Source organism: Phormidesmis sp. 146-20 (assembly GCF_052939475.1).
This window is the reverse complement of record NZ_JBJPHT010000017.1, coordinates 40,051-66,894: the sequence shown is the minus strand read 5'-3', so window position 1 is coordinate 66,894 and position 26,844 is coordinate 40,051. Positions and strand designations below refer to the sequence as shown.

The following is a 26,844-nucleotide window of genomic DNA, read 5'->3' as shown; positions in this document are numbered from 1 at the left end:
CAGATTTGAGTGAGCGATCGCAGAGCGATACAATGATGAGGCTTTTTTGATGAAGCTTTATCACCATGTCGGTTGGACAAAAACTCTACGAAGGCAAAGCCAAGATCCTCTACACCACAGAAGATCCAGCCATTCTTTTGACTTATTTTAAAGACGACGCGACGGCATTTAACGCCCAAAAAAAAGGCAGCATCGTCGGCAAAGGAGAAATCAACTGCGCCATTTCTGCCCATCTTTTTAATCTGATGGAATCCAACGGCGTGCCCACACATTTTATCGATCGCCCCAAACCCAATGAAATGCGGGTCAAATCGGTCAAAATCATCCCCTTAGAAGTCGTCGTCAGGAACATTGCAGCCGGGAGTCTCTGTCTACAAACAGGTCTAGAACTAGGCACAATCCTCAAACAACCTTTGGTGGAGTTTTATTACAAAAATGATCAACTGGGTGATCCTCTACTAACTCACGATCGGCTGAAACTGCTTGATCTGGCCACCGATGATCAGGTGGATCAACTAATCAAGATGGCAACGCGGATCAATGACCTGCTTTCAGACTTTTTTCAGCAGTGTGACATTACATTGGTGGACTTTAAGCTAGAGTTTGGCGTTGATGCTGACGAGCAAATCTTATTAGCAGACGAAATCAGCCCTGACACCTGCCGCCTGTGGAACCAAAACGAAACCGACCCCGATCGCCGCGTCATGGACAAAGACCGTTTTCGTCGCGACCTGGGCAACGTGGAGGAAGGCTATCGGCAAGTGTTGGAACGAGTTTTGAGAAGGGATGAAGGATGAAAGGAGCAGTTGAATTCAGATTTAGATCTTGAATGATTTCAGGCTTAACTCTGAATTTAAACCCTTGTTTTTTCATCCCTCATCCCTCCTCGCGAAGCGGAACAAAGTTCTCCTTCATCCCTGCTCCAAGTTGCGGTAAAATTTCACGGTTTGAAGGTTTGTAACCGCTTCTTGATATTGTGAATAGAGTCTGCCCTGTGCAAGACCTGGTGTGAGACGTGCCAAACAACGAGAACAAAATGCGTTTATCTCCCGTTTTGATGGCAGCTTTTGCGGCTGTTACTACTGTCAGTTGGTCAAATTCGGCGCAAGCTAAAACTCCTGGTGCTGTCAGCAAACCAGAAGCAAGTCGCGCTCAAATCGTAGATGCAAACGTCGTCGATGTTTTTAGTGGCACTTCGATCGCACCTACCCCTCGATCGACCTCAGATGTCGTCGTCAAGACCATCAGTGCGCCTGAAACAGCGCTTCCAGAGCCGCTCAAAATTAAGCCTTTTCAGAAGGGGGTTGAGAAAGTTGCTCAAGGGGTCGGCGAAGATCAAGGAACCCCCAATCGGATTCAGATCAACACCTCTCCGACTCCAACGGTTCCTTCGACCAGTCCTCCACCCACGACTCCGGTTCCAGATCAGCCTTCCACACCAGAGAATGCGGCTCCCGGTACTCAGCCCACTACGCCAGAGAACGTGACTCCGGGCACTACGCCCACCACGCCAGAAAATGCAACTCCCGGCACTACGCCCACTACGCCAGAGAACGTGACTCCGGGCACTACGCCTCCGATCGCTCCCTTTGGCACGCCCGCTCAACCTGCGGCCCCCGGCACTCCCGGCGCTCCACCCACCACGCCTCCCGAATCTGCGGAACCCGAACCCAGAGTATTAGTCGGTGAAGTTGTAGTCACCGGAGCCGAAGGCGCGACCATCACACCAGAGCTTCAGGATGAGGTGTATCGAGCCATTCGCACCACACCAGGACGGACGACGACGCGATCGCAGCTTCAAGAAGACATCAATGCCGTCTTTGCCACGGGCTTTTTCTCCAATGTAAGAGCGACACCAGAAGACACACCTGTTGGCGTAAGAGTCACCTTTGAAGTGCAGCCCAACCCGGTTTTAAAATCGGTGCAGCTTGAAGGGGCGAAAGTAGTTCCAGCAAATGTGGTCAACGATATTTTTAGCCCCCAGTACGGCACAACGTTGAATCTGCGCCAGCTTCAGACGGGCATTCAGGCGCTCAATAAGTGGTATCAAGACAACGGATTTGTTTTGGCCCAGGTCGTAGACGTTCCTAAAGTCAATTCCGATGGAACGGTGACGCTGCAAATTGCCGAGGGCGTGGTCGAAAACTTGCAGGTGCGATTTATCAACAAGCAGGGCGAAGACAAAGACGCTAAGGGCAACGTGATTCGGGGACGGACTCGTGACTTTATCATCACCCGCGAATTTGAACTCAAACCAGGCGATGTCTTTAACCGCAAAATCGCCGAACAGGATCTACAACGCGCCTTTGGGTTGGGCATTTTTGACGACATCAGACTGTCTCTTAGCCCTGGGCAAGATCCGCGTCAAGTCGTCGTCGTCGTCAACGTGGCCGAAAAAAATACGGGCAACGTCGGACTGGCAGGGGGCTTTAGTTCCGCAAGTGGCTTGTTTGGCAGCGTCAGCTATCAGCAGCAAAATGTGGGCGGCAACAACCAGAAATTTAACGCAGAAGTGCAGATTGGTCAGCGGGATCAACTGTTTGACTTGAGCTTCACCGATCCGTGGATTGCCAACGATCCCTATCGGACTTCCTACACCTTCAGTTTGTTTCGCCGCCAAACGATTTCGCTCGTCTTTGATGGGGGCGACCCAGAAGTTGATTTGCCCAATGGCGATCGTCCCCGCATTCTCCGAACGGGTGGCGGGCTAACGTTCACACGGCCGCTGTCCAAAACGCCCTTTAAGCGATCGGAATGGACGGCTTCTCTCGGTTTGCAATACCAACGGGTTTCTGTGCGCGACCAAGACGGCGAACTCAGCCCCAGAGATGCATTGGGCAATCTGTTAACGTTTAGTGACAGTGGCAAAGATGACCTGCTGACAGCAAGACTGGGCTTTGTGCGCGATCGTCGCAACAACTTTTTGACTCCAACCAGTGGCTCGGTTTTGAGCTTTAGCACTGAGCAGTCAGCCCCCCTGGGATCGGGCAGCATCTTCTTCAATAGACTCCGCGCCAACTATAGCTTCTACGTTCCGGTACGGTTTACTCGCCTGACTCCGGGCTGTCGAGACAATCAGCGTCTGAGAATTGGCGAAAAACCTCCGACAGAGGGCTGTCCTCAAGCGTTGGCCTTCAATATTCAGGGCGGCACGGTTTTGGGCGATTTGCCTCCCTACGAAGCCTTTCCGCTGGGCGGCACCAACTCAGTTCGCGGCTATGACGAGGGCGAAGTGGGTAGTGGTCGCAGCTACATTCAAGCCACCGCAGAATATCGATTCCCCATTTTCTCGATCATCTCAGGCGCTTTGTTTGTGGATGCTGCCAGCGACTTGGGGACGGGCCAAAATGTACCTGGCGACCCCGCAGGTGTGAGAGATAAACCTGGCTTTGGGTTTGGGTATGGCGTGGGTGTTCGGGTGCAGACCGGATTTTTGGGCGCAATTCGGATCGACTTTGGCCTAAACGATCAGGGAGGCAACAACATCCGCTTTGGGTTTGGAGAACGGTTCTAATGGAAGCAAGCCAGTCAGGGGCATCGACACAGATCGGATCAGCAACAGCAACCTTAGCAACAGAAGTGAGTCGATCGGGCATCGGTCTGCATACCGGAACCGCAAGTCAAGTGCGAATTTTGCCGTCTGACCCAGAAACCGGCCGCTATTTTGTGCGAGTCGATCTGCCCCATGCGCCCAAAATTCCCGCTGAGGTTGGAGCAGTTCGGCAAACGCTGCTTTCAACCGAGCTGGTGAATGGTGATGTCAGCGTCCGGACGGTCGAACATCTGCTGGCAGCCCTGGCCGGAATGGGCGTTAACAATGCGCGAATTGAGGTCGATGGGCCAGAATTGCCCCTGCTTGATGGGTCGGCTCAAGAATGGGTGGCGGCGATCGTGCAAGCAGGCCTCCTTCCCCAACCCAAACGGGTGACAGTTCCGCTTTTAGAACCGATTTATGTGCGTCAGGAAGATGCGTTTGTGGCGGCGATTCCGTCTCCCGAACTGCGCTTTACCTACGGGATTGACTTTGAGTTGGCGGCGATCGGCAACCAGTGGCACAGTTGGAACCCCGCTAAAGAATCGTTTGCCACCGACATTGCCCCCGCCCGGACGTTCGGACTCGCGCATCAGATCGATCACCTCCGCGCCAATGGCTTAATTAAAGGAGGCAGCTTAGAAAATGCTCTAGTCTGCGGGGAAGACGGCTGGATCAATCCCCCCTTGAGATTTTCTAATGAGCCAGTGCGCCATAAGCTTTTAGACTTAATAGGAGACTTGAGCTTGTTGGGTCACTTTCCCACCGCTCACTTTTTGGCTTACAAAGCCAGCCATCGTCTTCATGCTCAACTGGTTCAGCAATTAGTCAAAACTGACCCATAACCACCCTTTTATCCCACAGCTAATATGTCAACGCTGACCGATTCCAATTTAGAAAGTGTCGCTCCTCCGCTAGAAACCCTCGACCACACCCAGCCCGAACCGACTAAAAAAACATTCACGCTAGAAGAAATTCACAGCCTATTGCCGCATCGCTATCCCTTTGCGCTGGTCGATCGCATCATCGATTATGTGCCGGGTAAGCGGGCGATCGGTCTCAAAAATGTCACCTTCAATGAGCCGCACTTTCAAGGACACTTTCCGGGCAGACCGATCATGCCGGGGGTGTTGATTGTCGAAGCAATGGCCCAGGTGGGAGGCGTTGTCTTGACTCAAATGGCTGACACTCAGGAGGGGCTATTTATGTTTGCAGGCATTGATGGCGTGCGCTTTCGGCGGCCCGTCGTGCCGGGGGATCAGTTAGTGATGACGGTGGAACTGTTGTCGGTCAAGGGTCGTCGATTTGGTAAGATGCGCGGTCGGGCTGAGGTCGATGGTCAGTTGGCGTGCGAAGGCGATTTGATGTTTGCATTAGTTTAATAATGAGTTTTGAGTTTTGAGTTTTAAGTTTTGAGCGATAACCTCACACACAACTTTGTCAACTCACTGCTCATCCCTCCTCCCTCCTCGCGAAGCGGAACAAAGTTCTCCCTCATCCCTTTTATATGGCGACTCTGATTCATCCGACGGCGGTTATACATCCTGGTGCTGAGATCCATCCCACTGTGCAAATTGGAGCCTACGCTGTCATCGGAGAAAAGGTGAAGGTGGGAGCGGGGAGTATTATCAGTCACCATGTCGTGTTGGACGGATGGACAGAGATCGGAGAGCGAAATCATCTATTTCCGGGGGCGGTAATTGGCTCTGAGCCTCAAGATCTTAAATATGATGGGTCGCTAAGTCTGGTCAAGATTGGCAATGACAACCACATTCGAGAATTTGCAACCATTCATCGGGCGACTCGTGCGGGTGAAATGACGCAGATTGGCAACGGTAATTTGTTGATGGCGTATACCCATGTGGGACACAACTGCTTAATTGAAGATCAGGTGATCATCTCAAACGCGGTCGCCCTGGCGGGACACGTTCACATCGAGTCAAAAGCCAGAATTAGCGGGGTGTTGGGGGTGCATCAGTTTGTCCACATTGGCCGACACTCAATGGTTGGGGGCATGAGTCGCATCGATCGTGACGTTCCCCCTTTTATGACGGTCGAGGGCAACCCTTCACGAGTGCGATCGCTCAATCAGATTGGACTGGAGCGATCGGGCTTTGAGCCTGGTCAACTGCAACTGATCAAAAAAGCATTTAGAATTATTTATCGGTCTGGACTGACGCTAGATGCCGCTCTGGAGCAGTTGGATCTGCTGTCTGACAGCCCCCATGTTCAACATTTGCGCCAGTTTATTCGCCTCTCGCTGATGCCCGGAAGAAGAGGGCTGACACCGGGGAGAAAAGCAGGGATGAGGGATGAGGGATGAGGGATGAAAGGTTGGAGATGGGAAAGTCGGGGAGCAGGGGAGCGTCGGAGCCGATTCAAAACTTAAGTGTCAAAACTCATCGGTCGAAGCTGCGAATTTTTATTAGCACCGGGGAAGTTTCTGGTGATTTGCAGGGGGCCTTGTTGATCGAGGCGTTGCAGAAGCGGGCTGAGGCGATCGACCTGGAGTTAGAAATTTTGGCGCTGGGAGGCGATCGGATGTCAGAGGCGGGGGCGACTCTGTTGGGCAATACGACGGCGATCGGGTCGGTTGGCATTCTTGAATCGGTGCCTTATGTGTTGCCGACGCTGCGGGTTCAACGTCAGGCCAAGCAATATCTTCAGCAAAATCCCCCGGATCTGGTCGTCTTGATTGACTACATGGGGCCAAACGTGGCGTTTTGCAGCTACCTGCACAAGAATATGCCAGAGGTGCCCGTCGTCTTTTTTATTGCGCCGCAGGAATGGGTGTGGTCGCTCAATTCGTTCAATACCGATCGCATCATCGAAGCCACTCAAAAAATCCTCGCAATTTTTCCCGCAGAGGCGGACTATTATCGGCGCAAAGGCGGACGGGTTTCGCTCGTGGGTCATCCTCTGGTGGATCGGGTGCAGGCGGCTCCCAGTCGAGACAGTGCGCGATCGGCGTTGGGCATTCCTGCCGATCAGACTGCGATCGTTCTCTTACCTGCGTCTCGTCAACAAGAGTTGAAATATTTGATGCCTGTGATGTTTGAGGCGGCGAGACAGATTCAAAACCAGCGATCGGACGTGCATTTCTGGATTCCATTAGCGCTAGAGAAATATCGAGCCGCGATCGTTCAAGCCATCCAAACATACGGACTTCGCGCCACGCTGCTAGAAAGTAACAAAGGACAGACGACCTTGCAGGCGATCGCCGCCGCCGATCTGGCCATTACCAAATCAGGAACCGTCAACCTCGAAATGGCGTTGCTCAACGTGCCGCAGGTGGTGATTTATCGCGTCAATCCGATCACTGCTTGGATTGCTCAATACGTTCTCAAAGTTTCGATTCCCTTTATGTCACCGCCCAATCTCGTTGAGATGAAACCCGTCGTTCCCGAATTTCTCCAACATCACGCCACGGTTGAGAATATTGTCCAAACCTCGATCGACTTACTCAAGCCAGAAAACCGCCAGAAGATGCTAATCGCCTACCAGGAAATGCAGACCGCGATCGGTCAAGCAGGCGTGTGCGATCGCGCAGCAGACGAAATTCTAAAACTGGTGGTCTAACAGGACGTGAATTCGATGAAATCTTTCGCTGCGGTTGTGAATCCAGGCAGCCCCCCAAATCCCCCACGAGTGAGGGACTTTCAGACAAGAGAGACGGAATTTTTCATCCCTCATCCCTCCTTCGTCACTCCTCCACATAGCGATCGAGATCGCGCACTTGAGGATCAGGAAACTTCGTCAAAACGCGCCACAAAACGGTGTAACTACCATCCGATCGCCGACTCACCGGACGAAAGGCAAACAGCACATCACTGCTAGGCATCGTCAGAAGATCCTTGAGTCTCCGTCGCTCAGTGGGTAAGAGCGTGCGTCCCGAAGTGATGAGTTCGGGGACTTTGTATTGAATCGATCGCACCAGATAAGTTCGATTGGTGGCAGCAGGCGCTTGCGTCAGGAGCGGTTCGCTTAAGTTAAAGGCGGCGACCTTTCCGGTGATAAAGCGGCGGCGATCGACCTGAACGGCTTCTAACTCAGAGGGCGGACGATATGTGTAGAAAAAACGCAGCGTTTCGGGAATCGCACTAAGCTTCTCAAATGGAGTTGCGGTCAAAGACTCGATCGCCACATCTCCCAAATCGGTCATAAACCCATAATCTAAATCCGCCTGAATTAGCTGAAACAAATCACCCTCAACCCGCACCGCCAACCGGGGCGACAAGCCCTCTCGCTGGATCAACGTCGCCAACGGAAAGCGCTCTAATGCAGTAGGAAGCAGCCGATTTTGAGTATTAGAAGCGGTGCGGTAGACCTCAGTTGGCAACAAACGAGCAATTCCAGTCTCAGGTTGAGCGAGAAAGCTGGCGAAAGGCTTCGATTCAGACGGATAGAGATCGTAGGGATTGCGATCGCTCCGCGACAGCGGCACCGGAATCATAAATCGAGCCTCAGTCGGAAAAACGGACTGCACTTCAACTAACCGCTGTCGGCTTGACTGCAAAACAGACACAATATCGTCAGGAGGCACAACCGCCGGGATCACAGAGGGAGTCTGATTCGCGATCGCAGTTTTGGCAATTTTGCCGACGATCGCAGGTTCAGCAATGGGCAGCGTTGGGTCAGACGGCGCGCTCAAACTCACCTGTCGAGTCGAACCCTGCGCGAATGCCCGTTGGTCTAGTCTGGCTCTCAAAGGATTCAACGCTTGGGTCGAGGCATAGAGCGCACAGTAGACTTGAGCTTCTTCGAGGCTGGCGGCATCGGTTCCAGCGATTTGACCATTGGTGACAGCGGGCGGCGCACACATCACATTCGGTTCAGGAAAATTACTTTTGAGAAAGCGATCGACGGCTGAGGTGTAGAGAAAGATCTGCCCCCGGACGGCTCGAATGCGATTGGCATCAGGACTCACCAAAGCTTGCTCAATGCGATTTAGCAAAAACACCTGATCTTGAGCCAATTTTTGAGCCTGTATCCAATAGCTGCGGGAGGGGTCGTCAACGGTCTGAGTGGTACTTGCGGCAGCAGTTTGTCTGTAAAGCAAATTAAAGCAAGAGGCTACTAACACCAGCACAAAAAATCGACGCATATCAGGAACCCTCTTGCTACAGTCAAAACGCTGCGGTTATTTTCTCACTTCAGAGAAATTGCGGAACCACTTCTGAAAGTTTACTATTCAAGGCAATCATTGGAGTTAAGCTGGTTTAGTTGACCTGACAATCTTGTTGATTTCTTCACAACTTTATGAGTACCCAAACCTGTCCGGTGTGCGGAGTTAAGATCCTGCAAATCATTGGGGGCGATCGCGTCATCTTTTCGGCGGGAACCCCTGGCACCAGAGCAACTTTGTGGGCGAGAGTTTGTCAATATAATCAAAAGCCCGGCTGTATTAATCAAAATAAGGACGCGATCGGAGAAATCAAATCCAGCGATCGCTACCAATCTGATCAGTAACTTCTCTTAACAGTGCTCTACCTCAAAAAGGCGATTTAGTCCGACTCATGTATACGTATGCGTTCTTTAAGACTCCTGCACTGTCCTTGAATGTACTTCCTGGGATTGAGGGAGAGGTGCAAGTGGTTAATCGGGGTGAACTGTCTGCCTTAATAGAGCCAGATTTGGATCTCGAAGCGGTGCAAAGAGATGATAATCAGTTAGTCCAGGCGGTGTTGACCCACGATCGGATGATCTGCGAATTGTTTTGGCAGACGACGATTTTGCCGTTGCGGTTTGGTACATTTTTTGTCTCGCTAGACAGCTTGTTAGATCATTTAGAATCCAATCAAGCGACTTATCTAGCCAAGCTCTCTCAACTCGAAGGCAAAGCAGAATATCGGCTCAAAATCACACCTTTAGAGTTACCAGAAGATCCCCTTCCCCCGGACTTGAAGGGCAAACAGTATTTTCTCGCCAAAAAAGAGCAGTACGCAACTCAGCAGGCGCTAAAAAATCAGCAAATGTCCGAACTGCAAATTCTGATGTCGGCAATCGCTCAGTTCTATCCCGATCGCATTCTCACCGAAGCCAAAGCTGGAGTCGAGAAGCTGTATCTACTCGCCGATCGCCAGCAGGAAGCGACTTTGTACGATCGTCTACAAACCTGGCAAAACGAGTGTTCTCACTGGGAATTAATGCTAGGCGAAGCGCTGCCTCCGTACCATTTTGTTTAGGCTAACCCGCCAGCGTGATCACGACACTCAAAATAATCAAGCCAATCAGCACAATCCAGACTAGATTGCGACGAAACCAGGCTTTGCTGAGAAACTCGCCGCCGTATTTGACGGGCTGACTTACAGGAGCCGCAATGTCCTGATACAACGTGCATTCTCGCGCATCGGGTCGCTTGGGAAATGTACAAGAATCATCCGCGTCGTAAACACAGGTTTTGCACAATGGTTCGATTCCCGTTGATCGATACAGCGGAATACCGGGATGGCCGTGAGCTTTGAGCGTCGTGCGGCAGTAGGGGCAAGCGATCGCTTTCGCATCAACGGGCTGGTGACAACGAGGACAGTCAGGCATGGGATGGAAGTAAGGAGTGAGGAGGAAAATCCTAATTTATTGTTAGCTGACTTCGGTTACAGATGGCCGTAGTTTAGAGGTGGTCGGTGAAAAGTTCAGCATTAGGGTGTACTTTGTTTGAAAGCTGAGTCCACCTCATAAACAAACCAATGGATGAAGTCGTTCTTGTCGAGTACGATCCACGCTGGTCACTCATGTTTGAAGAGGAAGCAGCGCGAGTTGCCAGCGTTTTGAGTAGAGATCTTGTCGTTCGCATTGACCATATTGGCAGCACGGCAGTACCAGGATTGGTCGCGAAGCCAATTATTGATTTGTTAGTGAGCGTTCAGTCTCTCGTTGCAGCACGGCAATCAGCGGTTTCTCCATTAGAAAAGTTGGGCTACTCCTATTGGTTCGACAATCCTGATCCTCAACGAATGTTTTTTGTCAAAGGTTTACCGCCCAACAGTCCACGTACTCATCATATCCACATTGTTGAATCGGGTAGTATATTGCTGGAACGCTTGCTCTTTCGAGATTATCTCCGAGAACATCCAGACGAAGCATTACGGTATGCCCAATTAAAGCACTGTCTTGCTGAACAGTTCCCAACTGACCGAGAAGCTTACACGAGTGGTAAAACAGAGTATGTACAGTCCGTAATGAAGAAAGTGCGACAAGAGCCAGCTAGTTGAGCGTGATTCAAAGACTTGGCAGTTGCGGATTTAAGAACGCGCTGGAGAGATATTGGGTGGAATTAGTCTGAGCGGCCCAAGAATTTTCTCACTTGATATTCGCTTTCTTGAGTAAAGGGGAAGGATTGACCCATCGCTGCGGTAAATTGGCGATCGGTTTCTACCAGTTCCTCAGTTGGGATTGATTTCCAGGCATCGTGGTCGGCCCAATGAATCACCATCACAATCTCGGTCGCGTCGTTGGGATTGATCCAGACTTCTTTACCGACAAATCCAGGATACTTTGAGAGAACGGGTGTCCAAATTTCAGTGTCTTTTTGGATGTACTGCTCTCGCAACTCTGGGGGCACGTTTACCTTTAGCCACTCGATCACCACGATTGAATCACTCACAGCGACAACGATTTAGACGTTAGCAGAGAAATCTACAAAAATCTGGAATTTCTTCCATTAGGAATAGGGCTAGACAGGGTAAAGTCAGAGTCGATCGAGGGACGGTAAACCCCTCTCTCCGACCTTCGTCCGATTTGACAAAATAAGAAAGTAGGCCAAAAAGCCTGGACTGTCAAAACCGCTTCAGCGTCCGACATAGGAATGCAAATATGGATAACAATTGGTTGACACAAATACTGATGATTGGGGTGGGCACGACTTCTCTGGTTGCCGAAAAGCTAAAAGAAGTGAGCGATGAATGGGTGAGAGACGGCAAACTCAACCCCGAACAGGCCAAAGGCTTTGTCGATGATTTGATGTCCCAACTCAAGCAGGGCAACTTTGAGGCGCAAATGCAGCGTCAGATGAAAAACGTTTTGCAAGATCTGGGTGTCCCCCGTCAGGCTGAAATGGACGAACTGCGCGGACGACTCGATCGCTTAGAACGTCAAATTCGAGATTTGGAAAACAAGCTCTGGAAATAGGGATGTGAGAAAATAAACGAGACACATTTCAGGAGGTCTGGTTTTGAAAGAGATTTTAATCAGCTTCGGGGTCATGGTGGCTTGCTGCGTCGTTTTGGTGGTGGCACAGGTTACCAATCGCACGACGGCGATCGCGGGCACCTTGCCGACGACCCAGCCTGCCGAAGTTCAGCCCGTTTTGGTCGCTGAGACTCCTAAGCCGACGGCGGCCCCCGCAACCCAACCGGAGACAAAAAAAATGGTGAATCCTGACTCAAATCCGCAACCTGTGAAGACTGCATCCGGTCTGCAATATGTGGACGAGGTAGAAGGCACAGGCGCAACGCCTCAACAAGGGCAAACGGTGACAGTCCACTACACAGGAACGCTGGCAGACGGCACTAAGTTTGATAGCTCTCGCGATCGTGGCGAACCGTTCAAGTTCAAAATTGGCGTGGGTCAGGTGATCAAGGGTTGGGATGAAGGGGTTGGCACGATGAAGGTGGGCGGCCGTCGTCAGTTGACGATTCCTCCAGATTTGGGCTACGGCACTCGCGGCATTGGCCCGATTCCGCCTAATTCAACCCTATTGTTTGATGTGGAATTGCTGAAGGTCGGTTAATTAAACTGAAAAGTAATCTGAGTCCGTGGTCGGGAACGATCGCGGATTTTTTATGACCTTCTGCGATCCTTTAAGATCAAGCAGTGGTCTGCACCGTTTTTCTGTATCGCTTTTTATGTCTCAATCGCTCAACCTGATCAGCGAAAGTCGATGTTTTGAGGGAACGATCGCGTTCTATTCTCACCATTCGACGACCTGCAATAGTCTCATGAAGTTCTCGGTCTATCAGCCTCCCCAAGCTGCGTTGGCTCCCGTTCCAGTTCTCTATTTTCTCTCTGGTCTGACCTGTAGCGAAGAAAATTTTATGGTCAAATCGGGGGCACAGCGCTTTGCGGCTCAAGCTGGGTTGATGCTTGTCGCTCCGGATACGAGTCCGCGCAATACGGGCACACCTGGGGAAGATGACGATTGGGATTTTGGGACGGGTGCAGGATTTTATGTGGATGCGATCGTCGCTCCCTGGAATGCTCACTATCAGATGTATCGCTATGTCACTCAAGAATTACCAACGTTGATCGAGCAGAATTTCCCCATTCTTCCTGATAAGCAGGGGATCTTTGGGCATTCGATGGGCGGTCATGGGGCATTGGTGGCAGCATTGCGAAACCCCGATCGCTACCAATCGGTTTCGGCATTTGCTCCGATCATCACTCCCATTCAGTCTCCGTGGGGACAAAAAGCGTTTAGCCGTTATTTGGGAATGAATCAAACCGATTGGCAAGTGTATGATGCGAGTGAGTTGGTTCGGGTTGGAAGGCGCGATCGCTTGATTCTCATTGACCAGGGAACCAGTGATTCTTTTCTCAACACGCAGCTATTTCCTCAAGCGTTTGAAAAAATTTGTGCTGAGGTTGGTCAGCCGCTCACCCTGCGAATGCAATCTGGGTACGATCACAGTTACTACTTCATTGCAACTTTTGTTGAAGATCACATTCGTCACCATGCAAAGTTTTTGTGCTCTTAAGCGTTTAACTAAGTACTTTCGGTAGCGTTCTAAATTCAATAAACTCGATGATTGCTAACTTCTCGCCTCACCAAGCTCTGATCGAACAGATTGATCTGATGATTCGGGCCCGCTATCCGTTGCTCTACATTGTTGCTGTCGAAGAAGAACCCGTTGAAGCCGTTTTGCAGCAAGTTGCGACTCAATCTCAGCCCCATCGCCTCGTTCTTTTATGGGATATCGTGCGGGGTTGGAGCGACAACGCGGCCGACAAAGGAACGGTAATGGCAGCGCTCAGTCGCATTGGTAAAACTGCCTCAGAAGACAACACAATCTACGTGCTGCGCGACTTACATCCGATTCTCAAAGCCTCAACCAGCGATAAAAATGCGCCCGTCGTGCGCGAACTCAAGAATCTGATGCGAGAACTCAAGCGCAGCCGAAGCACGATCGTTCTCCTCAGTCCCACGTTAGAACTGCCTGCCGAGCTTGCTGAACAGGTGACGGTGATTGACTTTCCCTTTCCGATCGCCGCTGAGATCGATCATCTAATTGCCAAGTTGGTGGCCCCCGAAAAACTCAAACTGACGGGACTGGCACGAGAACAACTAGTCAAAGCTTGTCAGGGATTGAGTCGATCGCGAATTCAGCAAGTTTTGGCCAAAGCGATCGCCGCCAAACAACAGGTGAATGAATCCGACATCGCAGGCGTATTAGATGCCAAAAAACAAGCCATTCGCCAAACGGGAATTCTGGAATTTTTTACCCCTCAAGACTCGCTCAAAAGTGTGGGCGGATTGGACAATCTCAAACAGTGGGTGAGAATGCGTCAGGATGTGTTTACCGAAGAAGCGCGTCGCTATGGCATTCCCAATCCCAAAGGTGTCCTGCTGGTGGGCATTCAGGGCACGGGAAAATCACTCTCGGCTAAAACGATCGCCCACGAATGGCGGCTTCCTTTGGTGCGGTTGGACAGCGGCCGACTGTTTGGCGGAATGGTTGGTGAAAGTGAAAGTCGAGTCAGGCAGATGATTCAGTTAGTGGAAGCGATCGCTCCCTGCGTGTTGTGGATTGACGAAATCGATAAGGCGTTTGGCAATATCACCAGTGGCCGAGATGGCGATTCGGGGACGAGTCGGCGCGTGTTTGGCAGTCTGATTACGTGGATGCAGGAAAAAACGAGTCCGGTCTTCATTGTGGCAACGGCGAATAATGTCCAGATTTTGCCTGCCGAACTGATGCGAAAAGGGCGATTTGACGAAGTGTTTTTCTTAAATTTGCCAACTCAAGCAGAACGTCAGGAAATCTTCAAAGTACATCTACAACGGTTGCGCCCCAATCGCTTGAGAGAATTTGACTTAGAAAAATTAGCCTGGACATCTCGAAATTTTAGCGGTGCCGAAATCGAACAGGTGATCATTGATGGAATGCACCGGGCCTTCGGAAAAAGTTGCACGGGAGAACGCCAAGATTTCACGACGATCGACATTCTAGACGCAATTCAAGAAACCGTTCCGTTAGCCTCAATCTCCAACGAACAGATAGAATCGTTACAACGCTGGGCAGAACAGGCAGGCGCAAGAAGTGCATCAGTTTGAGGTCTAAAGTTTAATCAGATTAGATACCAGGAGATTTATGTCACACTTCACATCGATTAGAACGCAAATCAAAAATCTGGATGCCTTAAAAAAAGCGCTGTCTGATCTGGGATTCAAACAGGTTGAGATTCACAACACGGCTAGAAATCTGTATGGCTATCAGGGAGACGTGCGATCGCAAACCGCAGAAGTAATCATTCGTCGTCAGTTTGTTGGAGCGCTGAGTAACGATATTGGCTTCAAACAACAGCCTGACGGAACCTATGAGGCGGTGATTTCTGAATACGATCGCAAACACTATTCTCAACAATGGCTCAATCACTTAATGCAACGCTACGGTTATCACACCTTGATCAGTAGTGCATCGGAACAGGGATTTGCGATCGAAGAACAGGAGACCCTGGAAGACGGTACGATCCGCGTCGTCGTTGCTAAATGGAATGGCTGAGTAGGAGGGATGAGGGATGAAAGCAATTAGTTTATTTATACTTCAAAGTCCCCCAGAATGGAGGTTTGGGGTAGAAGCGCTCAATACCGCAGCGAAAAATCTCCTCAAACTCAAAGTGAAATCCCCAACCTCTCATCAAAGTCAGGGATCTCGCAGGCTTATGTTTTTGGAAGCTTATTTTTTAAAGGAAGCGGACTCCTGTAAAACTCACTTCCCTCAGTCCTAGCTGGCCACGTACTCGCGCACACTGGCCTTGCGACGACGCAGATTATCTAACGCTTGGCGCTCAAGCTGCCGAACGCGCTCACGGCTTAGATTCAACCGCTCACCGACCTTGGCTAGAGAAAGCTCGTGACCATCAGCTAACCCATATCGCAGATTGAGAACTTCTCGCTGCTGAGGAGTCAACTCTGTCATTAGATTCTCTAGATCGTGACGCAGAAATTCTTGCGCCAGATACGTCTCCGGAGAAGGGCCGTCGTCTTCGAGCAGATCTTGTAGCTCGGTGTCTTGATTGTCGCCCACGCGCAGATCGAGTGAGACAGGCTGACGAGACATCAACAAAAACTCGCGAATCTGCTCTGGCTCTAGCTCAAGCTTTTTGGCAATCTCACCTGCCGTCGCACTCCGACCCAGTTCTTGAGCCAGTTCGCGCTGGACTTTCTTGATCTTGTTGAGCTTCTCAGTAATGTGAATCGGTAGACGAATCGTGCGGGCTTGTTGAGCGATCGCTCTCGTAATCGCCTGACGAATCCACCAGTAAGCGTAGGTCGAGAACTTGTAGCCGCGAGTCGGATCAAACTTCTCAACGCCGCGCTCTAAACCGAGAGAACCTTCCTGAATCAGATCTAGAAACTCAAGGTTGCGCTTTTGGTACTTTTTGGCGATCGACACCACGAGGCGCAGGTTGGCTTCGATCATCTTTTGCTTGGCACGACGACCGCGCTGGAAAATGCCATTGAGTTCTGGTTCGCTAATCGAAACATGCTCGGCAAACTCTTCTGAGGTCGGTTCGTGATCCAACGTCTTGGCAAGGGCTTCTTTCTTTTCTTGCAGCGCCATCATCTGCTGCACCTGCTTGCCATAAACAATTTCTTGCTCGTGGGTCAGCATCGGTACGCGACCAATCTCGTGCAAGTAAGTCCGAACCATATCTGCCGAAAAGGTGGACTTAGTAGTCTTTGATTTGGAATTGGCAGTGGCCATGGTTGCAGTGAACTCCGTAAACGAAAATCTGTGGGGCGATCTGAAATCTGTGGCGGACAAGCTTAACCATGCAGGTTAGCGAGGAGAAAGGTAGAGGTCATCTCTCCATGTAAAGAGGTCGAGAGACGGAACTTAAAAGCTACAAGGGTGAATGAGGATGTGGAGAAAGCTCAAACTCTGGATTCAACTGACCTTAAAAATGTGACGATCGCAGGTGAAGCTATATGTCGAAGTCAGTATGAGTTCATCTTTTATATAGTATTACAAATTTTAGCTGGAGTAAAGGGGAATGAATTCACCCGACAGGATGAACCTGGAAACAATTTTCTAGCGATGAAACTAGACGGATTTGCAGTCAACAAACTGGACTTGGCGCTGAACGAGTGAGAAATTGGAGGGGAGGAACTGGACATTGGTGACTCTCTCTATAATGCCGTAGCAATCCATTCTTGAATAGTCTCGCCACATGAGGAAAACCGAACCTTTTCTTTGATAACTTGGAGGGGTAGCCGAACAAATATGAAAAAATAATGAAATGAGCCTGAGTCCTTGTGATCTCTAGCTTTGAGCGATTTTGTTAGAGTGCGAAAGGTATCATTGAGGGGTTGAGTAAATTGGTTAAATAATTCTGCTATTTTCTACTAATACAGCAACAATATGACATGAGTATGTCACCAACCGATTTGGTCAGTTTGGTTCACAAGTTTTAAGCTAAAAAAGCTGTAGAATCCTGTACTTTCAACGGATCAGACTGATTTTGACCTGACGAACAATCAACGGGCGATCGTACTTCAGAGCAACCCACCGCGGCTAGTGACGATCGTCATGAATCTCAAAGTTGTAACCAAAACGTACTACAAGATTTAGAATCCCAGATCAGCTTTAGCCGCTTCGGCCGCTTTAAACAAGGGGACATCGGGCATTTCTTCCCATGCAGTGTCACCCACGGCGGCGTAGAAGGCATCGTCATAGGGACGGGTACGAATCACGACAGGCATCGGGACGGCATGACCGAGAATCAGCGCTTGCTGTTTGGAGTCGAGTTTGGCTAAAACTGATCGCAGACTTTGCCCGCCCGAAACTCCGGTAAAAATTGCGTCGATGTCTTTTTCGTCATTCAGTAGGGCGGTGATGCGGGTGCCGATTTGAGACATGACTTCGTTATCGATGCCAGAAGGCCGCTGATCGACGACCAAAAGCGTGACGAAATATTTCCGCATTTCACGGGCGATCGTGCCAAAAATGGTTTGTCCCACCGTGGCGGGGTCGAGAAATCGGTGTGCTTCCTCAATCGTGACGACGAGTTGACGAGGGCGATCGCTGACGTTCTTGGTTTGCAAAAATTTCTCAGCTTTGCGGACATACGCCTGGTGAATGCGTCGAGCGATAATGTTAGTCGCCAGCATATAAGAGAGCAAATTGGACTGAGATCCAAATTCCACAACGACATGCTGACCGCTTTCGAGGCATTCCAGCACTTGATCGACGTAGTTATGCGGGCAGCTATTGCGAATATATTTCAGATCATCCAATCGCGTCAGTTTGCGCTGGAGTGCCATGATCGACGATTTGCTGCCCATCTTGGTTTCACAAAATTCTTGAATCTCACCGTTGCTCATGGTCAAAAGGCGATTGATCCAGGCTTTGCCAAACTCGTTTCTCAGAATCACCGCATTTTCTAAACTGGCTTCCGAAAGGTTCAATTCGCCGCGCACCAGCATCAGATCTTCAACTTCTAGCTGGTCGTAGCCGATGTAGAGTTCTTGAGCATCTTTAACGCCGCGCCGCTTGGTCGAATCGGGATCAAGGGTAAACATTTTCACCTGTCCCGGAAAGAGTTGTCGCAGTCCTTTGACGGTACTGAACTGTTTGCCTTCGCGAGTCGCCTCCCAGCCGTATTCTGAGTGCATGTCAAAAATCAGATTCACCGCTGCCTGTTTACGGATGATTCCCGACAAAAGCAGCCGAGTTAGAAACGATTTCCCGGTGCCAGACTTGCCAAAAACGCCGTTGCTGCGTTCAACAAAGCGATCGAGATCCAGACAAATCGGCACATCCATATCGATCGGCATTCCGATAGCAAAATTTCGCCGCGTCGGGTCATCTTCCCAGCCAAACACCGCCCGAAAATCTCGCTCACTGGCATCAAACACCTGACTAAAGTGACTGGGAATCGTCTTCACCGGAAGCAATTCGATATCTGCGCTGGAATTCGCTTCATAAGAGGCAAGTTTTGAGTCTTGAGTTTTGCGCTTTGAGGTTGCTTTCTTCGGCTCTCCTTCAGTTGGAGTAAACATCAACATGGGGGTGAGGTCGATCGTCCCATACGTCCCACTTCCGGCGAGAACTTCTTGCAAAAATGTGTTGCTCGGATCGGGGGGATTGGCGACAATGCGAGGGCTAGAAGTGCCGAGTGAAACGTCGGTGAGCATACAAAAAAAGCGCGATCGCACCCCTTGCACCACCAAAAATTTGCCCACGCGCATCTCTTCAACCGACACGTCAGCATGGAGGCGCACTTCTAGCCCCTGACTCAAAGAACCCTGAATCACGGAGCCTAATGGTTTTTCTGGAATCATGCGAATCACCGATCGACCTTCTGCCTGATCGTACCGCGATTCTTGTGAGTCAATACAAGCGTTCTACAAAATCATGTTTTGCTTGAGAACAAACGTGATTGCACTACAAAAAGGTTCGTACTGATTGTTTGAATTCAGCCGATCAAGCTGATACAAAAGCTTTTGCTGAACTTCTAACGAAAGTGTGTCGAAATCCTCACCCAGAAACCCTTGAATCGCAGCACTTCTCTGTCTCTTGAGTGCGGTGACATTTAGACCCAAAATCTCGATCGTTTGCTCCACAGCTTCCTTATTCCCTGATTGATCTTTAGCAAAGACCTCACCATTTTCACGAAAGCCAAACGCCTGAATACACTCTTCCTGTAATGGTGAAACTGGCAGCAGTCGATTGCCTCTTTGTTGTTCACAGAAAACAGGTTTTTTCTCTACTTCGTCTTCTCCTGGGCATGAAGCTAGAAGATTGTAGTAATCGAACCACAAAGATCTATCAACACTTCTGGGAACAAGATGATCAATACGGCAAGTCAGGGTTCCAATTCTCATTTCACAGTAGCAGCAGATGTATCCTTGCTCCTGTAGTAAAGATTGACGAACAGCCTGTTTAACGGGTGGGTTAAAATTTTTCCAGGTCTTATTTCTATTTTTTCTATCTTGTCTCCACTTTGTTAAAACTTCCGGTTCTTGCTGCTTCTGAATGTGTCTCACCGACTTAAAATTTCCTTTCGTCGAATTGATGCCTGTGCCCTAACTAATTCTTCATCATCAGCACGAATCTCCTGAACAAGTTCCTCATACTTTTGCTTTGCTTTATCAATATCGTCTCCACTAATTAGACGAAATAGTTCTTGAAGTTTGTTTTGAATTTCTTGTGGACGCGCCGAGACATCCATAAGATCTTCAAGAAGACTACCGCTATTCCGACCGTATGAATATTTAGGATGAATGGCTCTGATGCCTTCTGGTGTGGATTCAAGACTGTAAATTTGATCTGGCTTAACGTGACTCAAAATTTGAGGTGAATGAGTCGTGACGATAAATTGACAGTTTGGAAAGGTTCTGACGAGTGCGGGAATAATCTCACGCTGCCATTTGGGATGAAGGTGTAACTCGATTTCATCGATCAAAACAACGCCTTCGCCTTGTAAAGGATCGGGTAAACCTGGGTTAGCGATCGCCAGTCTCCGCGCCAAATCTCCCACCATCGCTAACAGACATTTCTCACCATCTGAAAGTTGATTAATAATCAGTTCTTGACCCTGTTTTTGAACGGTCATTCTGAGGGGCGATCGCCGCACTCTCAAATTTGAGAACCCAGGAAGAAACTCAGGAATTGCTTTTCGGACGGCTTCTAATTGGCGATCGCGGTAAGTAGAATCATCATTCAACCGCAATTCATTTTCTAAATCTTCTAGTTTTTTGAACCATCTAAAAAGTTCTTGAAAGTCAGCTTTTTTGTTAAAGATTTGATCCCAGTGCGAGGATAGTAAAGGGATGTTTCTTTGCACTTCCTCTAAATTACTAGCAACAACTTCACGCAGAGAAGGATAGTAAACTGTTGAAGAATTGCTTACTTCAAGTTCATGAGCAAATATTTTTTTATTTAATTCAATTAACTCTGTTTGTTCTGATGTTTCTGGGGAACCTACTTCCTCTTCTTTTGCCCGAAACTGCACCTCAGACCAAGTTACATCTCCATAATTTCTGAGCGTAATTGTAATTTTATTGATTGTTTGATTGGCTCTCTCGTTGATATCATTATCATCAAATAAACTTACTGGATTGTAGAAAGATTTAGCCGCAATCTGAGATAGCAGCATAGCTAGACAATCAAGGATTCCGGACTTACCAACGCCGTTATTGCCGATCAGGACGGTGACTTTTGGGTCAAAATTTAGGGTTAGATTGTCGATGCCACGGAACGATCGCAGGGTCAAACTTTTGACTTTCATACTTCTCCAAGTGGGACAGACAACTTGCCCATCCCACAAACTTACCAGATCACTTAGTCGATGTTGATCGAAGTCGGAGCCGCACCCACAGGAGCCGCCGCAAACGGAGAAGCCTTGCGGAAATCAGCATAGAGCTTGTCACGCCACGCAAAAAACGGCTCAAACGTCCCAATATCCGCAATCCCCGAAACACCCTGACCCTTGAGCGACTCCGGAATCGTCAAATACGGGCCCGTCGGAAACTTGAGATACATCGACAGCCCAGCCACCGCAAAATCAGCCAGCGTCGGCGCATCTCCTTGCAAATAGGGTTGTTCCATCAAGATAAAGCACAGAGCCGTTAGATCCCGCTTGAGCGCTTCTTTAGCTGACTTAACCGCATCGGGGCCCATGCCCACACCCAACCCCAACACACTCAAAAACTCACCCGGAATCGCCCCCACTACATTCTTGACCACATCCGGAACAGAATTGGGCAACAACGCCGTCCGAAAGGTCTGATTGGTGCTGAGAGACCCCACGAGCGCTTTACGAGCATTGAGACCGATCGACTCATCCGCCCACTGCTCCATCAGCAAGCACAGTCCTTTTTGTTTGGGATCAGCCGGAATGATTGGTTTTTCGGGATACTTTTTATCGAGGTAATCAGCGATCGCCGTTGAGTCTGCAATGACTTCGCTACCGTCTTTCAAAACCGGAACTTGACGCTGCCCCGACAGTTGGAAAAGCTCAATTTGTCCAACTCCTGGGGTCACTTCGATCTTGCGGTACTCTAAGCCCTTGTAGTCCAAGATTAGCCGCACTTTTTCGGCATAGTGGGACATCTCAAATTGGTATAACTCCAGCATAGTCAGCCTCCAAATTTTGGGTTGAGAGTATCACCGTTTATCTATATGTGCAGAAGACAATGTGATCCGTCTGCAAGAAGAATATACCTTAACGCTACGGATCAGAAGATTACATTGAGCCTAAGAGCGAATTTTTTAACTAGCTCTGCTAATTTTTCTAGCAACATTAGATCCCACCAGGGATAGACATTGACTAATCCCTATTGATAGAGAAGCGAAAGCTACTGATTTTTTAATCTTTTCAGTATACAGAATTACATCTTGCCTGGAGATTTTTATGAACTTACTGAATCACAACGGTTTAGCAAAACGCTTGTCTGCTTTGGTGGGAGCTGTAGGAACAGCCGCTTTGTTAGGCTTGCCCGCTCTGGCACAGGTCAACCCAAACCCCAGCATTTTTAATGAACCGCCTTACAATCGCAGTCAGACTGGGCTAAGGCAAACCGGGACAAATCAAACTGGGACAAATCAAACTGGAATTAGTGCAGTTCAATGTCCTCCAGGCTATACGTCAGGTGGCGTTGGTGGCCCGATCGACTCCACTTCCAACCAGACTCAAACAAGGGGTAGCGCACCTTCTAACAGCAATTCGAGCCTATCAAGCGACGACGTGGCTTCTCAAGGCATTAACTCTCCTGCAAACTCTAACGCAAACCAGTTCCCCAACAGTGCAAATGCAGGCACTATCAATGGGAGCGTCAATGGGAGCGTCAATGAGCAGACCGCAAGCAGTGCCAACTCCAGCACAACGAATTCGACGATGAATTCAACCAGCGATCGCTCCTCCAGCACGTCTGATCAATTTTCAGCTAACAATCCCAGACCAGCGATTCCTTATCGCGCTAATGGGCCTGCGGGTACGGCTGGAAGAGAAGCCAGTTCTAACTTAGATGCCGCCAACTCTTCTAGAGTGACGAATTCTGGAGCAATGAACAACTCAACCTCGATCGACAACCAGCGATCGAGCCGCTCGATTCTAGACGGGCAGTTTTCAGGAAGAAACCCCAGTGCAGCCTTAGCCTTCCGCGCCAATGGGCCTGCGGGTACAGCCGGAAAAGAAGCCAGCATGTCCTTGGATGCGTTTAACCGGGGTGGCGAACAGTCAATGATGCAGACTTCTGGAATGGGCGGTTCTTACAATTCCAGCAGCGCACAAACCAACCAAAGTGCAATGGCTGTCCCCGTTGAATGTGTTCCCAGTAGCGGGGTTAACAACCAATCTGCCCCTTCGAGATAGCCCTAAACCGAGGCTCTGATCTAGCGTAAGATGCTTGAGAAAAGGTAGGGAACCGACAATTTGCTTTCTAGTTGGGGCGTTGCTGAATCAGGGGATGAATTGCCCCAAAGCGGCGAGAAACCCAAGGTTCAAAGTCCCCCAATTTTGGGGGATTTAGGGGGCGAAAAGATGGACACTTCCCACAGATTCATCCCTCCAATCAGCAACGCCCTAGTTGGCTCTGCCTTTTCCTTCATCTTCACGTTGAGAAAAAAGTTATGTCCTGGATAGAATTGAGCCTCCATGCAACTTATGAAGCAGTTGATTGGGTGTGTACTCTGCTATCTACGGCTGACTTTACAGGGGACATTCAGATCACAAACTACACCACGGGAGAAGATTGGGCTTTTACACTTTGCTTGTATCTGCCCAACGATCGTCCCGTCGGCGATCGAGCGGATGCGATCGCCAATCTGCTTTCTTCCCTGCATCGCACTCACATGACTACCACCCTCGAAATCGCCATCGTTGAGGAGAAACCCGCTCCATGTAACCCGTTTGTCTATCGAATTGGACAACGGTTTGTGATGGTCAACTCTGCTCAACCTGTGCTTTTGCAGACAGGAGACATCTCCCTTCAAATCGAGACCAGTTTGAGCTTTGGCAGTGGGTTTCATCCTGCGACAAGACTAAGTTTGCAGCTACTTGAGCAGTTTGTTTCGCCCAACATAAACGCTCTCGATTTGGGATCGGGATCAGGAATTTTGAGTGTGGCAATGGCCAAGCTAGGAGCCAAGGTTTTAGCACTGGACAATGATGCGATCGCCGTCGAATCCACTCAATCGACCGTCAATCTCAACCAGGTTACCGAGCAAGTCACCGTCAAAGCAGGCAGCCTGGGTATGGGAAGTGGGCTAGGTCACTGGATGGGTGGAGAAACTGACGAGACAACAGCTACTTTCACGCCTGAAGCTAGGTTTGATCTGATTGCCGCCAACATTTTTGCACGGGTACACATCGCTCTCGCTTCAGACTTTCAGAAGGCATTGCGTCCAGCGGGCTTGTTGATTGCGGCGGGCTTTACAGACGATCGCACAACAGACGTTTCTCAGGCTTTGGAGAAAGTAGGGTTTGAGGCGATCGAGACTCAACGGCTGGATGAATGGGTTGCGTTGGCTTATCGATTGAAGGGGTGAGGGATGAGGGATGAGGGATGGCTGCGATCGACGGGTTAACGTGACTTCTCATTTCTTGCTTGATATTTGAGTGCTTCTAATCCTTTAGTGAGATTTAGTCTTATTAGAGCCAGGCGAGAAATTTTCGCGAAAATTCTGAAAGTTCCTGATTTCTGGGAGTTTGAGAACTGCTTGCTTAAATTAATGTTTGATTTATGGGCAAAAACTTGAATTTGTTGATGCAATTCAAAATCATAACGACTATGATCTAAGAAGAGAGAACAAGCATCGAAGATTTGGTTTCTGCTCCTCAAATTTCTGCCCCTCGATTTCTGCCGCTCAAACGTGCGACTGATTGGATAGCAGAACGGCTTGCTTCATCTCAAAACTTTCTCACCCTCCTCTCAACTCAACTTGCCTCTCAACTCAACTTGTCCTGTTTAGGAGACTCCAACATGGCTTACGAATTAGCTCCACTTCCTTATGACTACGCTGCTTTAGAGCCTTACATCGACGCTCAGACCATGCAGATTCACCACGACAAGCACCATGCTGCCTATGTCAACAACCTCAACGCTGCTCTGCAAAACCATTCTGATCTGCAAAGCAAAAGTGTCGAAGAGTTGGTCAAAATGCTAGACACCATTCCTGAAGAGGTGCGAGGTGCTGTGCGTAACAATGCAGGTGGACACGTCAACCACACCATGTTTTGGCAAATCATGAAGCCCAACGGCGGCGGCGAACCGACCGGAGATTTGGCGGGCGCGATCGACCAGACTTTTGGCAATTTCGACAATTTTCGTCAACAGTTCAACGATGCGGGGGTCAAGCGATTTGGAAGCGGCTGGGTGTGGCTCGTCACCAATTCTCAAGGCAATCTGCAAATCACCTCAACGCCTAACCAGGACAGTCCGCTCACTGAAGGTCACTACCCCATTTTTGGTAACGACGTTTGGGAACACGCTTACTATCTCAAATATCAAAACCGCCGTCCCGACTACCTCAACGCCTGGTGGAACGTACTCAACTGGGATGAGATCAATCGTCGATTTGCAGATAGATCGGTCGCTTAAAACCCCATGAGTTTGATGAAGCCTTTGTGCTTTGCTGCTTTCTTCTGCCTCCCAAGCTGCCAATTCTAGGGGACTGTATGAAACCCCTTGCGGGTATTCTGAAGCGCGAAGCAAAGAATTTTATCGATGACTTTATCAACTGGCCTGGTCTTGCGATCGGGCTTTTTTTGCGTTTAAACCAATCTCTCCTGATTCTGATCAAGTCCAGATGTTATTTGATCCACGATCCTTAGCGTTTAAACTAGAACAGATTCTAGAAGGTCAAGATCGAAACCTTGATTTATGGTCTACGTCGGATAATTAATCGCTTTTAGCATCACAAGGCATGTTATGAAATCTTTCAGATTTTTGCGGGGCAACTTGCACTCGATCGCAATTATCGGCAGCTTGTTAAGCGTGGGGCCAGGCGTTTTGCCCGTTCAGGCCCAGCTTTCAGATATTCAGGTCGGTAAGGTCGTCGAAGCGCTGCGTCAGGCTGCACCCGATACCGGGAAAAAGAACGACGGGTTGTATAGCGATTGGCAAGTCAAACCTGACAATATTCCTCGCTGGTCAAAAAACTGCACCGGGCGAGAACTGTCACCCACAGAGTTTGAAGCCAACCCAACGGCGGCTCGATCGGTCGTCACCTGTATCATTCGGGATGTTTTGAGAGACGAATATCGAGTGGTGGGCAACAATGAATTGGTGGCAGTGCGGCGGGTTGCGGCCTGGTGGATGACGGGAGATGCTGGGCGCTATCGGAGCGCTGACATTTCGCCCTACATTGAAAAGGTGGTGAGTTTTTATCAACAACCTGCGGGCAGAGCGCCGCTTCCTGCTACAAATTCTTCAACGAATTCTAAAGGAACGCTCTACGATCGCTACATGCAGGCAGCCTACACCGCGACTCAGCAAAAAGACAACCAAACTGCATTGCTCTACTTTAGACGGGCACTGGATGAGCGACCCAACGACACCTTTGCAACGCAGGCAATCCGCAATGTCGAAGCCAACCGACCCAACAAGCCCAAGCCAGCCGCAGAAAAACCGATCCGTTAGATGTTGTAGTAAACTTTGAGACTGTCATGAAAAAGTTAGTGTCCTTGATGATGATTGCGGGAGCTTTTTTTGCGTATGCTCCGATCGGGTTGGCGGCTGAATGGACAAAAGTCACTGAGAACTCAGTTAACGATAAGTTTTTTATTGACACCAGTTCGATCCAGCGCAATGGGTCGGTCGTTTGGTATTGGGAATATCGTGAATTTCCTCAAGCCAACAATGCTTTTGTCGATGAGAAAGTGACTCAGCCTGTACATGGTGCGGTGATCCGCTGGTCAGTCGATTGCACAAATAAATCACAACGCTTGAGAAAGTTAAACGCTTACACCAAAAATAGAAAATTGATTCAAAAATTTGAATACGGCGACACGGGAGCGTTAACACAACCAAAACCAGGAAGTAGCGCTTATTTAGTAGTCGATCGAGCCTGTAACTCAAAGGATAGTCAATCTCCAAACGAAGACCAAAAGCCTTCGTGAGTGACTGCTTGAAGAAATGCGAATTCGTC

27 protein-coding genes are annotated in these 26,844 nt (G+C 49.4%); 19 read left to right on the top strand and 8 right to left on the bottom strand.

What is annotated here, in order from left to right; all coding sequences use genetic code 11:
- Nucleotides 1-65 precede the first annotated feature (65 nt).
- The 6 genes from purC (at nucleotide 66) to lpxB (ending at nucleotide 7,111) form a co-directional block, all read left to right on the top strand.
- On the top strand, nucleotides 66-797 hold the full coding sequence (purC, locus tag ACKFKH_RS15450) for a phosphoribosylaminoimidazolesuccinocarboxamide synthase (protein WP_446859204.1): 732 nt from the start codon (nucleotides 66-68) through the stop codon (nucleotides 795-797).
- Between the two features lie 239 nt (nucleotides 798-1,036).
- Nucleotides 1,037-3,514 (top strand): BamA/TamA family outer membrane protein, encoded by a 2,478-nt coding sequence (locus ACKFKH_RS15445; RefSeq protein ID WP_446859203.1) that lies wholly within the window; start codon nucleotides 1,037-1,039, stop codon nucleotides 3,512-3,514.
- Complete coding sequence (lpxC, locus tag ACKFKH_RS15440; protein WP_446859202.1) at nucleotides 3,514-4,377, top strand: UDP-3-O-acyl-N-acetylglucosamine deacetylase; 864 nt, start codon at nucleotides 3,514-3,516, stop codon at nucleotides 4,375-4,377. Before ACKFKH_RS15445 ends, lpxC begins: the two co-directional genes overlap by 1 nt.
- Nucleotides 4,378-4,401: 24 nt before the next feature.
- Nucleotides 4,402-4,914 (top strand): 3-hydroxyacyl-ACP dehydratase FabZ, encoded by a 513-nt coding sequence (gene fabZ / locus ACKFKH_RS15435; protein WP_446859201.1) that lies wholly within the window; start codon nucleotides 4,402-4,404, stop codon nucleotides 4,912-4,914.
- 125 nt (nucleotides 4,915-5,039) lie between these two features.
- Nucleotides 5,040-5,855 carry an acyl-ACP--UDP-N-acetylglucosamine O-acyltransferase gene (lpxA, locus tag ACKFKH_RS15430; RefSeq protein WP_446859200.1) on the top strand — a complete coding sequence of 272 codons (816 nt, stop codon included), beginning with the start codon at nucleotides 5,040-5,042 and terminating at the stop codon, nucleotides 5,853-5,855.
- Nucleotides 5,852-7,111 (top strand): lipid-A-disaccharide synthase, encoded by a 1,260-nt coding sequence (gene lpxB / locus ACKFKH_RS15425; RefSeq protein ID WP_446859199.1) that lies wholly within the window; start codon nucleotides 5,852-5,854, stop codon nucleotides 7,109-7,111. Before lpxA ends, lpxB begins: the two co-directional genes overlap by 4 nt.
- A 124-nt stretch (nucleotides 7,112-7,235) precedes the next feature.
- Here lpxB and ACKFKH_RS15420 read toward each other — a convergent pair whose 3' ends face one another.
- The gene (locus ACKFKH_RS15420; RefSeq protein ID WP_446859198.1) at nucleotides 7,236-8,636 is read right to left on the bottom strand and encodes a hypothetical protein; all 1,401 of its coding nucleotides are present in this window, start codon (nucleotides 8,634-8,636) and stop codon (nucleotides 7,236-7,238) included.
- A gap of 155 nt (nucleotides 8,637-8,791) precedes the next feature.
- Between ACKFKH_RS15420 and ACKFKH_RS15415 the strand changes: the two genes are divergently transcribed.
- Entirely contained in the window at nucleotides 8,792-9,001 is a 210-nt protein-coding gene (locus tag ACKFKH_RS15415; protein ID WP_446859197.1) for a hypothetical protein, read from the top strand.
- Nucleotides 9,002-9,048: 47 nt separating this feature from the next.
- Entirely contained in the window at nucleotides 9,049-9,717 is a 669-nt protein-coding gene (locus ACKFKH_RS15410; RefSeq protein WP_446859196.1) for a GvpL/GvpF family gas vesicle protein, read from the top strand.
- 1 nt (nucleotide 9,718) lies between these two features.
- Here ACKFKH_RS15410 and ACKFKH_RS15405 read toward each other — a convergent pair whose 3' ends face one another.
- Nucleotides 9,719-10,069, bottom strand: a complete 351-nt coding sequence (locus ACKFKH_RS15405) for a zinc ribbon domain-containing protein (protein WP_446859195.1) — start codon at nucleotides 10,067-10,069, stop codon at nucleotides 9,719-9,721.
- Nucleotides 10,070-10,218: 149 nt separating this feature from the next.
- Here ACKFKH_RS15405 and ACKFKH_RS15400 point away from each other — a divergent pair, with 149 nt between their 5' ends.
- Nucleotides 10,219-10,743: a GrpB family protein gene (locus tag ACKFKH_RS15400; protein ID WP_446859194.1), complete on the top strand. Its 525-nt coding sequence runs from the start codon at nucleotides 10,219-10,221 to the stop codon at nucleotides 10,741-10,743.
- 62 nt (nucleotides 10,744-10,805) lie between these two features.
- Here ACKFKH_RS15400 and ACKFKH_RS15395 read toward each other — a convergent pair whose 3' ends face one another.
- Nucleotides 10,806-11,135 (bottom strand): TIGR03792 family protein, encoded by a 330-nt coding sequence (locus ACKFKH_RS15395; protein WP_446859193.1) that lies wholly within the window; start codon nucleotides 11,133-11,135, stop codon nucleotides 10,806-10,808.
- Nucleotides 11,136-11,344: 209 nt separating this feature from the next.
- On the opposite strand from ACKFKH_RS15395, the gene ACKFKH_RS15390 reads away from it, so the two are divergent.
- The 5 genes from ACKFKH_RS15390 to ACKFKH_RS15370 all read left to right on the top strand — a co-directional run bounded on the left by ACKFKH_RS15390 (nucleotide 11,345) and on the right by ACKFKH_RS15370 (nucleotide 15,249).
- On the top strand, nucleotides 11,345-11,659 hold the full coding sequence (locus tag ACKFKH_RS15390; RefSeq protein ID WP_446859192.1) for a phasin family protein: 315 nt from the start codon (nucleotides 11,345-11,347) through the stop codon (nucleotides 11,657-11,659).
- A 43-nt stretch (nucleotides 11,660-11,702) separates the two neighbouring features.
- Nucleotides 11,703-12,260 (top strand): FKBP-type peptidyl-prolyl cis-trans isomerase, encoded by a 558-nt coding sequence (locus tag ACKFKH_RS15385; protein WP_446859191.1) that lies wholly within the window; start codon nucleotides 11,703-11,705, stop codon nucleotides 12,258-12,260.
- A gap of 115 nt (nucleotides 12,261-12,375) precedes the next feature.
- On the top strand, nucleotides 12,376-13,224 hold the full coding sequence (fghA, locus tag ACKFKH_RS15380) for an S-formylglutathione hydrolase (RefSeq protein ID WP_446859190.1): 849 nt from the start codon (nucleotides 12,376-12,378) through the stop codon (nucleotides 13,222-13,224).
- 47 nt (nucleotides 13,225-13,271) lie between these two features.
- Complete coding sequence (locus tag ACKFKH_RS15375; RefSeq protein ID WP_446859189.1) at nucleotides 13,272-14,801, top strand: AAA family ATPase; 1,530 nt, start codon at nucleotides 13,272-13,274, stop codon at nucleotides 14,799-14,801.
- Nucleotides 14,802-14,838: 37 nt separating this feature from the next.
- Nucleotides 14,839-15,249, top strand: coding sequence for a DUF1257 domain-containing protein (locus ACKFKH_RS15370; protein WP_446859188.1), 411 nt, complete (start codon nucleotides 14,839-14,841; stop codon nucleotides 15,247-15,249).
- A gap of 222 nt (nucleotides 15,250-15,471) precedes the next feature.
- Here ACKFKH_RS15370 and ACKFKH_RS15365 read toward each other — a convergent pair whose 3' ends face one another.
- The 5 genes from ACKFKH_RS15365 to ACKFKH_RS15345 all read right to left on the bottom strand — a co-directional run bounded on the left by ACKFKH_RS15365 (nucleotide 15,472) and on the right by ACKFKH_RS15345 (nucleotide 21,831).
- Nucleotides 15,472-16,455: an RNA polymerase sigma factor, RpoD/SigA family gene (locus ACKFKH_RS15365; protein WP_446859187.1), complete on the bottom strand. Its 984-nt coding sequence runs from the start codon at nucleotides 16,453-16,455 to the stop codon at nucleotides 15,472-15,474.
- Nucleotides 16,456-17,318: 863 nt separating this feature from the next.
- Nucleotides 17,319-19,034, bottom strand: a complete 1,716-nt coding sequence (locus ACKFKH_RS15360) for a helicase HerA domain-containing protein (protein ID WP_446859186.1) — start codon at nucleotides 19,032-19,034, stop codon at nucleotides 17,319-17,321.
- 63 nt (nucleotides 19,035-19,097) lie between these two features.
- Nucleotides 19,098-19,739 (bottom strand): retron system putative HNH endonuclease, encoded by a 642-nt coding sequence (locus ACKFKH_RS15355; RefSeq protein ID WP_446859185.1) that lies wholly within the window; start codon nucleotides 19,737-19,739, stop codon nucleotides 19,098-19,100.
- Nucleotides 19,736-20,983, bottom strand: coding sequence for an AAA family ATPase (locus tag ACKFKH_RS15350; RefSeq protein WP_446859184.1), 1,248 nt, complete (start codon nucleotides 20,981-20,983; stop codon nucleotides 19,736-19,738). Before ACKFKH_RS15350 ends, ACKFKH_RS15355 begins: the two co-directional genes overlap by 4 nt.
- A 53-nt stretch (nucleotides 20,984-21,036) precedes the next feature.
- A complete protein-coding gene (locus ACKFKH_RS15345; protein WP_446859183.1) occupies nucleotides 21,037-21,831 on the bottom strand; it encodes a glutathione S-transferase family protein in 795 nt (264 codons plus the stop codon).
- 277 nt (nucleotides 21,832-22,108) lie between these two features.
- On the opposite strand from ACKFKH_RS15345, the gene ACKFKH_RS15340 reads away from it, so the two are divergent.
- From ACKFKH_RS15340 to ACKFKH_RS15320, 5 genes are all read left to right on the top strand, one after another.
- Complete coding sequence (locus tag ACKFKH_RS15340) at nucleotides 22,109-23,068, top strand: hypothetical protein (protein ID WP_446859182.1); 960 nt, start codon at nucleotides 22,109-22,111, stop codon at nucleotides 23,066-23,068.
- Nucleotides 23,069-23,325: 257 nt separating this feature from the next.
- The gene (locus ACKFKH_RS15335; RefSeq protein ID WP_446859181.1) at nucleotides 23,326-24,243 is read left to right on the top strand and encodes a 50S ribosomal protein L11 methyltransferase; all 918 of its coding nucleotides are present in this window, start codon (nucleotides 23,326-23,328) and stop codon (nucleotides 24,241-24,243) included.
- A gap of 275 nt (nucleotides 24,244-24,518) precedes the next feature.
- A complete protein-coding gene (locus ACKFKH_RS15330; RefSeq protein WP_446859180.1) occupies nucleotides 24,519-25,295 on the top strand; it encodes a superoxide dismutase in 777 nt (258 codons plus the stop codon).
- Between the two features lie 330 nt (nucleotides 25,296-25,625).
- A complete protein-coding gene (locus ACKFKH_RS15325; RefSeq protein ID WP_446859179.1) occupies nucleotides 25,626-26,336 on the top strand; it encodes a hypothetical protein in 711 nt (236 codons plus the stop codon).
- A gap of 26 nt (nucleotides 26,337-26,362) precedes the next feature.
- Nucleotides 26,363-26,815, top strand: coding sequence for a surface-adhesin E family protein (locus ACKFKH_RS15320; RefSeq protein WP_446859178.1), 453 nt, complete (start codon nucleotides 26,363-26,365; stop codon nucleotides 26,813-26,815).
- The last annotated feature ends 29 nt before the right edge of the window (nucleotides 26,816-26,844 follow it).

Coding starts and splice junctions, on each gene's coding strand:
- purC (WP_446859204.1), top strand. CDS start 66: ATGTCGGTTGGACAAAAACTCTACGAAGGCAAAGCCAAGATCCTCTAC.
- ACKFKH_RS15445 (WP_446859203.1), top strand. CDS start 1,037: ATGCGTTTATCTCCCGTTTTGATGGCAGCTTTTGCGGCTGTTACTACT.
- lpxC (WP_446859202.1), top strand. CDS start 3,514: ATGGAAGCAAGCCAGTCAGGGGCATCGACACAGATCGGATCAGCAACA.
- fabZ (WP_446859201.1), top strand. CDS start 4,402: ATGTCAACGCTGACCGATTCCAATTTAGAAAGTGTCGCTCCTCCGCTA.
- lpxA (WP_446859200.1), top strand. CDS start 5,040: ATGGCGACTCTGATTCATCCGACGGCGGTTATACATCCTGGTGCTGAG.
- lpxB (WP_446859199.1), top strand. CDS start 5,852: ATGAGGGATGAAAGGTTGGAGATGGGAAAGTCGGGGAGCAGGGGAGCG.
- ACKFKH_RS15420 (WP_446859198.1), bottom strand. CDS start 8,636: ATGCGTCGATTTTTTGTGCTGGTGTTAGTAGCCTCTTGCTTTAATTTG.
- ACKFKH_RS15415 (WP_446859197.1), top strand. CDS start 8,792: ATGAGTACCCAAACCTGTCCGGTGTGCGGAGTTAAGATCCTGCAAATC.
- ACKFKH_RS15410 (WP_446859196.1), top strand. CDS start 9,049: ATGTATACGTATGCGTTCTTTAAGACTCCTGCACTGTCCTTGAATGTA.
- ACKFKH_RS15405 (WP_446859195.1), bottom strand. CDS start 10,069: ATGCCTGACTGTCCTCGTTGTCACCAGCCCGTTGATGCGAAAGCGATC.
- ACKFKH_RS15400 (WP_446859194.1), top strand. CDS start 10,219: ATGGATGAAGTCGTTCTTGTCGAGTACGATCCACGCTGGTCACTCATG.
- ACKFKH_RS15390 (WP_446859192.1), top strand. CDS start 11,345: ATGGATAACAATTGGTTGACACAAATACTGATGATTGGGGTGGGCACG.
- fghA (WP_446859190.1), top strand. CDS start 12,376: ATGTCTCAATCGCTCAACCTGATCAGCGAAAGTCGATGTTTTGAGGGA.
- ACKFKH_RS15375 (WP_446859189.1), top strand. CDS start 13,272: ATGATTGCTAACTTCTCGCCTCACCAAGCTCTGATCGAACAGATTGAT.
- ACKFKH_RS15370 (WP_446859188.1), top strand. CDS start 14,839: ATGTCACACTTCACATCGATTAGAACGCAAATCAAAAATCTGGATGCC.
- ACKFKH_RS15365 (WP_446859187.1), bottom strand. CDS start 16,455: ATGGCCACTGCCAATTCCAAATCAAAGACTACTAAGTCCACCTTTTCG.
- ACKFKH_RS15360 (WP_446859186.1), bottom strand. CDS start 19,034: ATGATTCCAGAAAAACCATTAGGCTCCGTGATTCAGGGTTCTTTGAGT.
- ACKFKH_RS15350 (WP_446859184.1), bottom strand. CDS start 20,983: ATGAAAGTCAAAAGTTTGACCCTGCGATCGTTCCGTGGCATCGACAAT.
- ACKFKH_RS15345 (WP_446859183.1), bottom strand. CDS start 21,831: ATGCTGGAGTTATACCAATTTGAGATGTCCCACTATGCCGAAAAAGTG.
- ACKFKH_RS15340 (WP_446859182.1), top strand. CDS start 22,109: ATGAACTTACTGAATCACAACGGTTTAGCAAAACGCTTGTCTGCTTTG.
- ACKFKH_RS15335 (WP_446859181.1), top strand. CDS start 23,326: ATGTCCTGGATAGAATTGAGCCTCCATGCAACTTATGAAGCAGTTGAT.
- ACKFKH_RS15325 (WP_446859179.1), top strand. CDS start 25,626: ATGAAATCTTTCAGATTTTTGCGGGGCAACTTGCACTCGATCGCAATT.
- ACKFKH_RS15320 (WP_446859178.1), top strand. CDS start 26,363: ATGAAAAAGTTAGTGTCCTTGATGATGATTGCGGGAGCTTTTTTTGCG.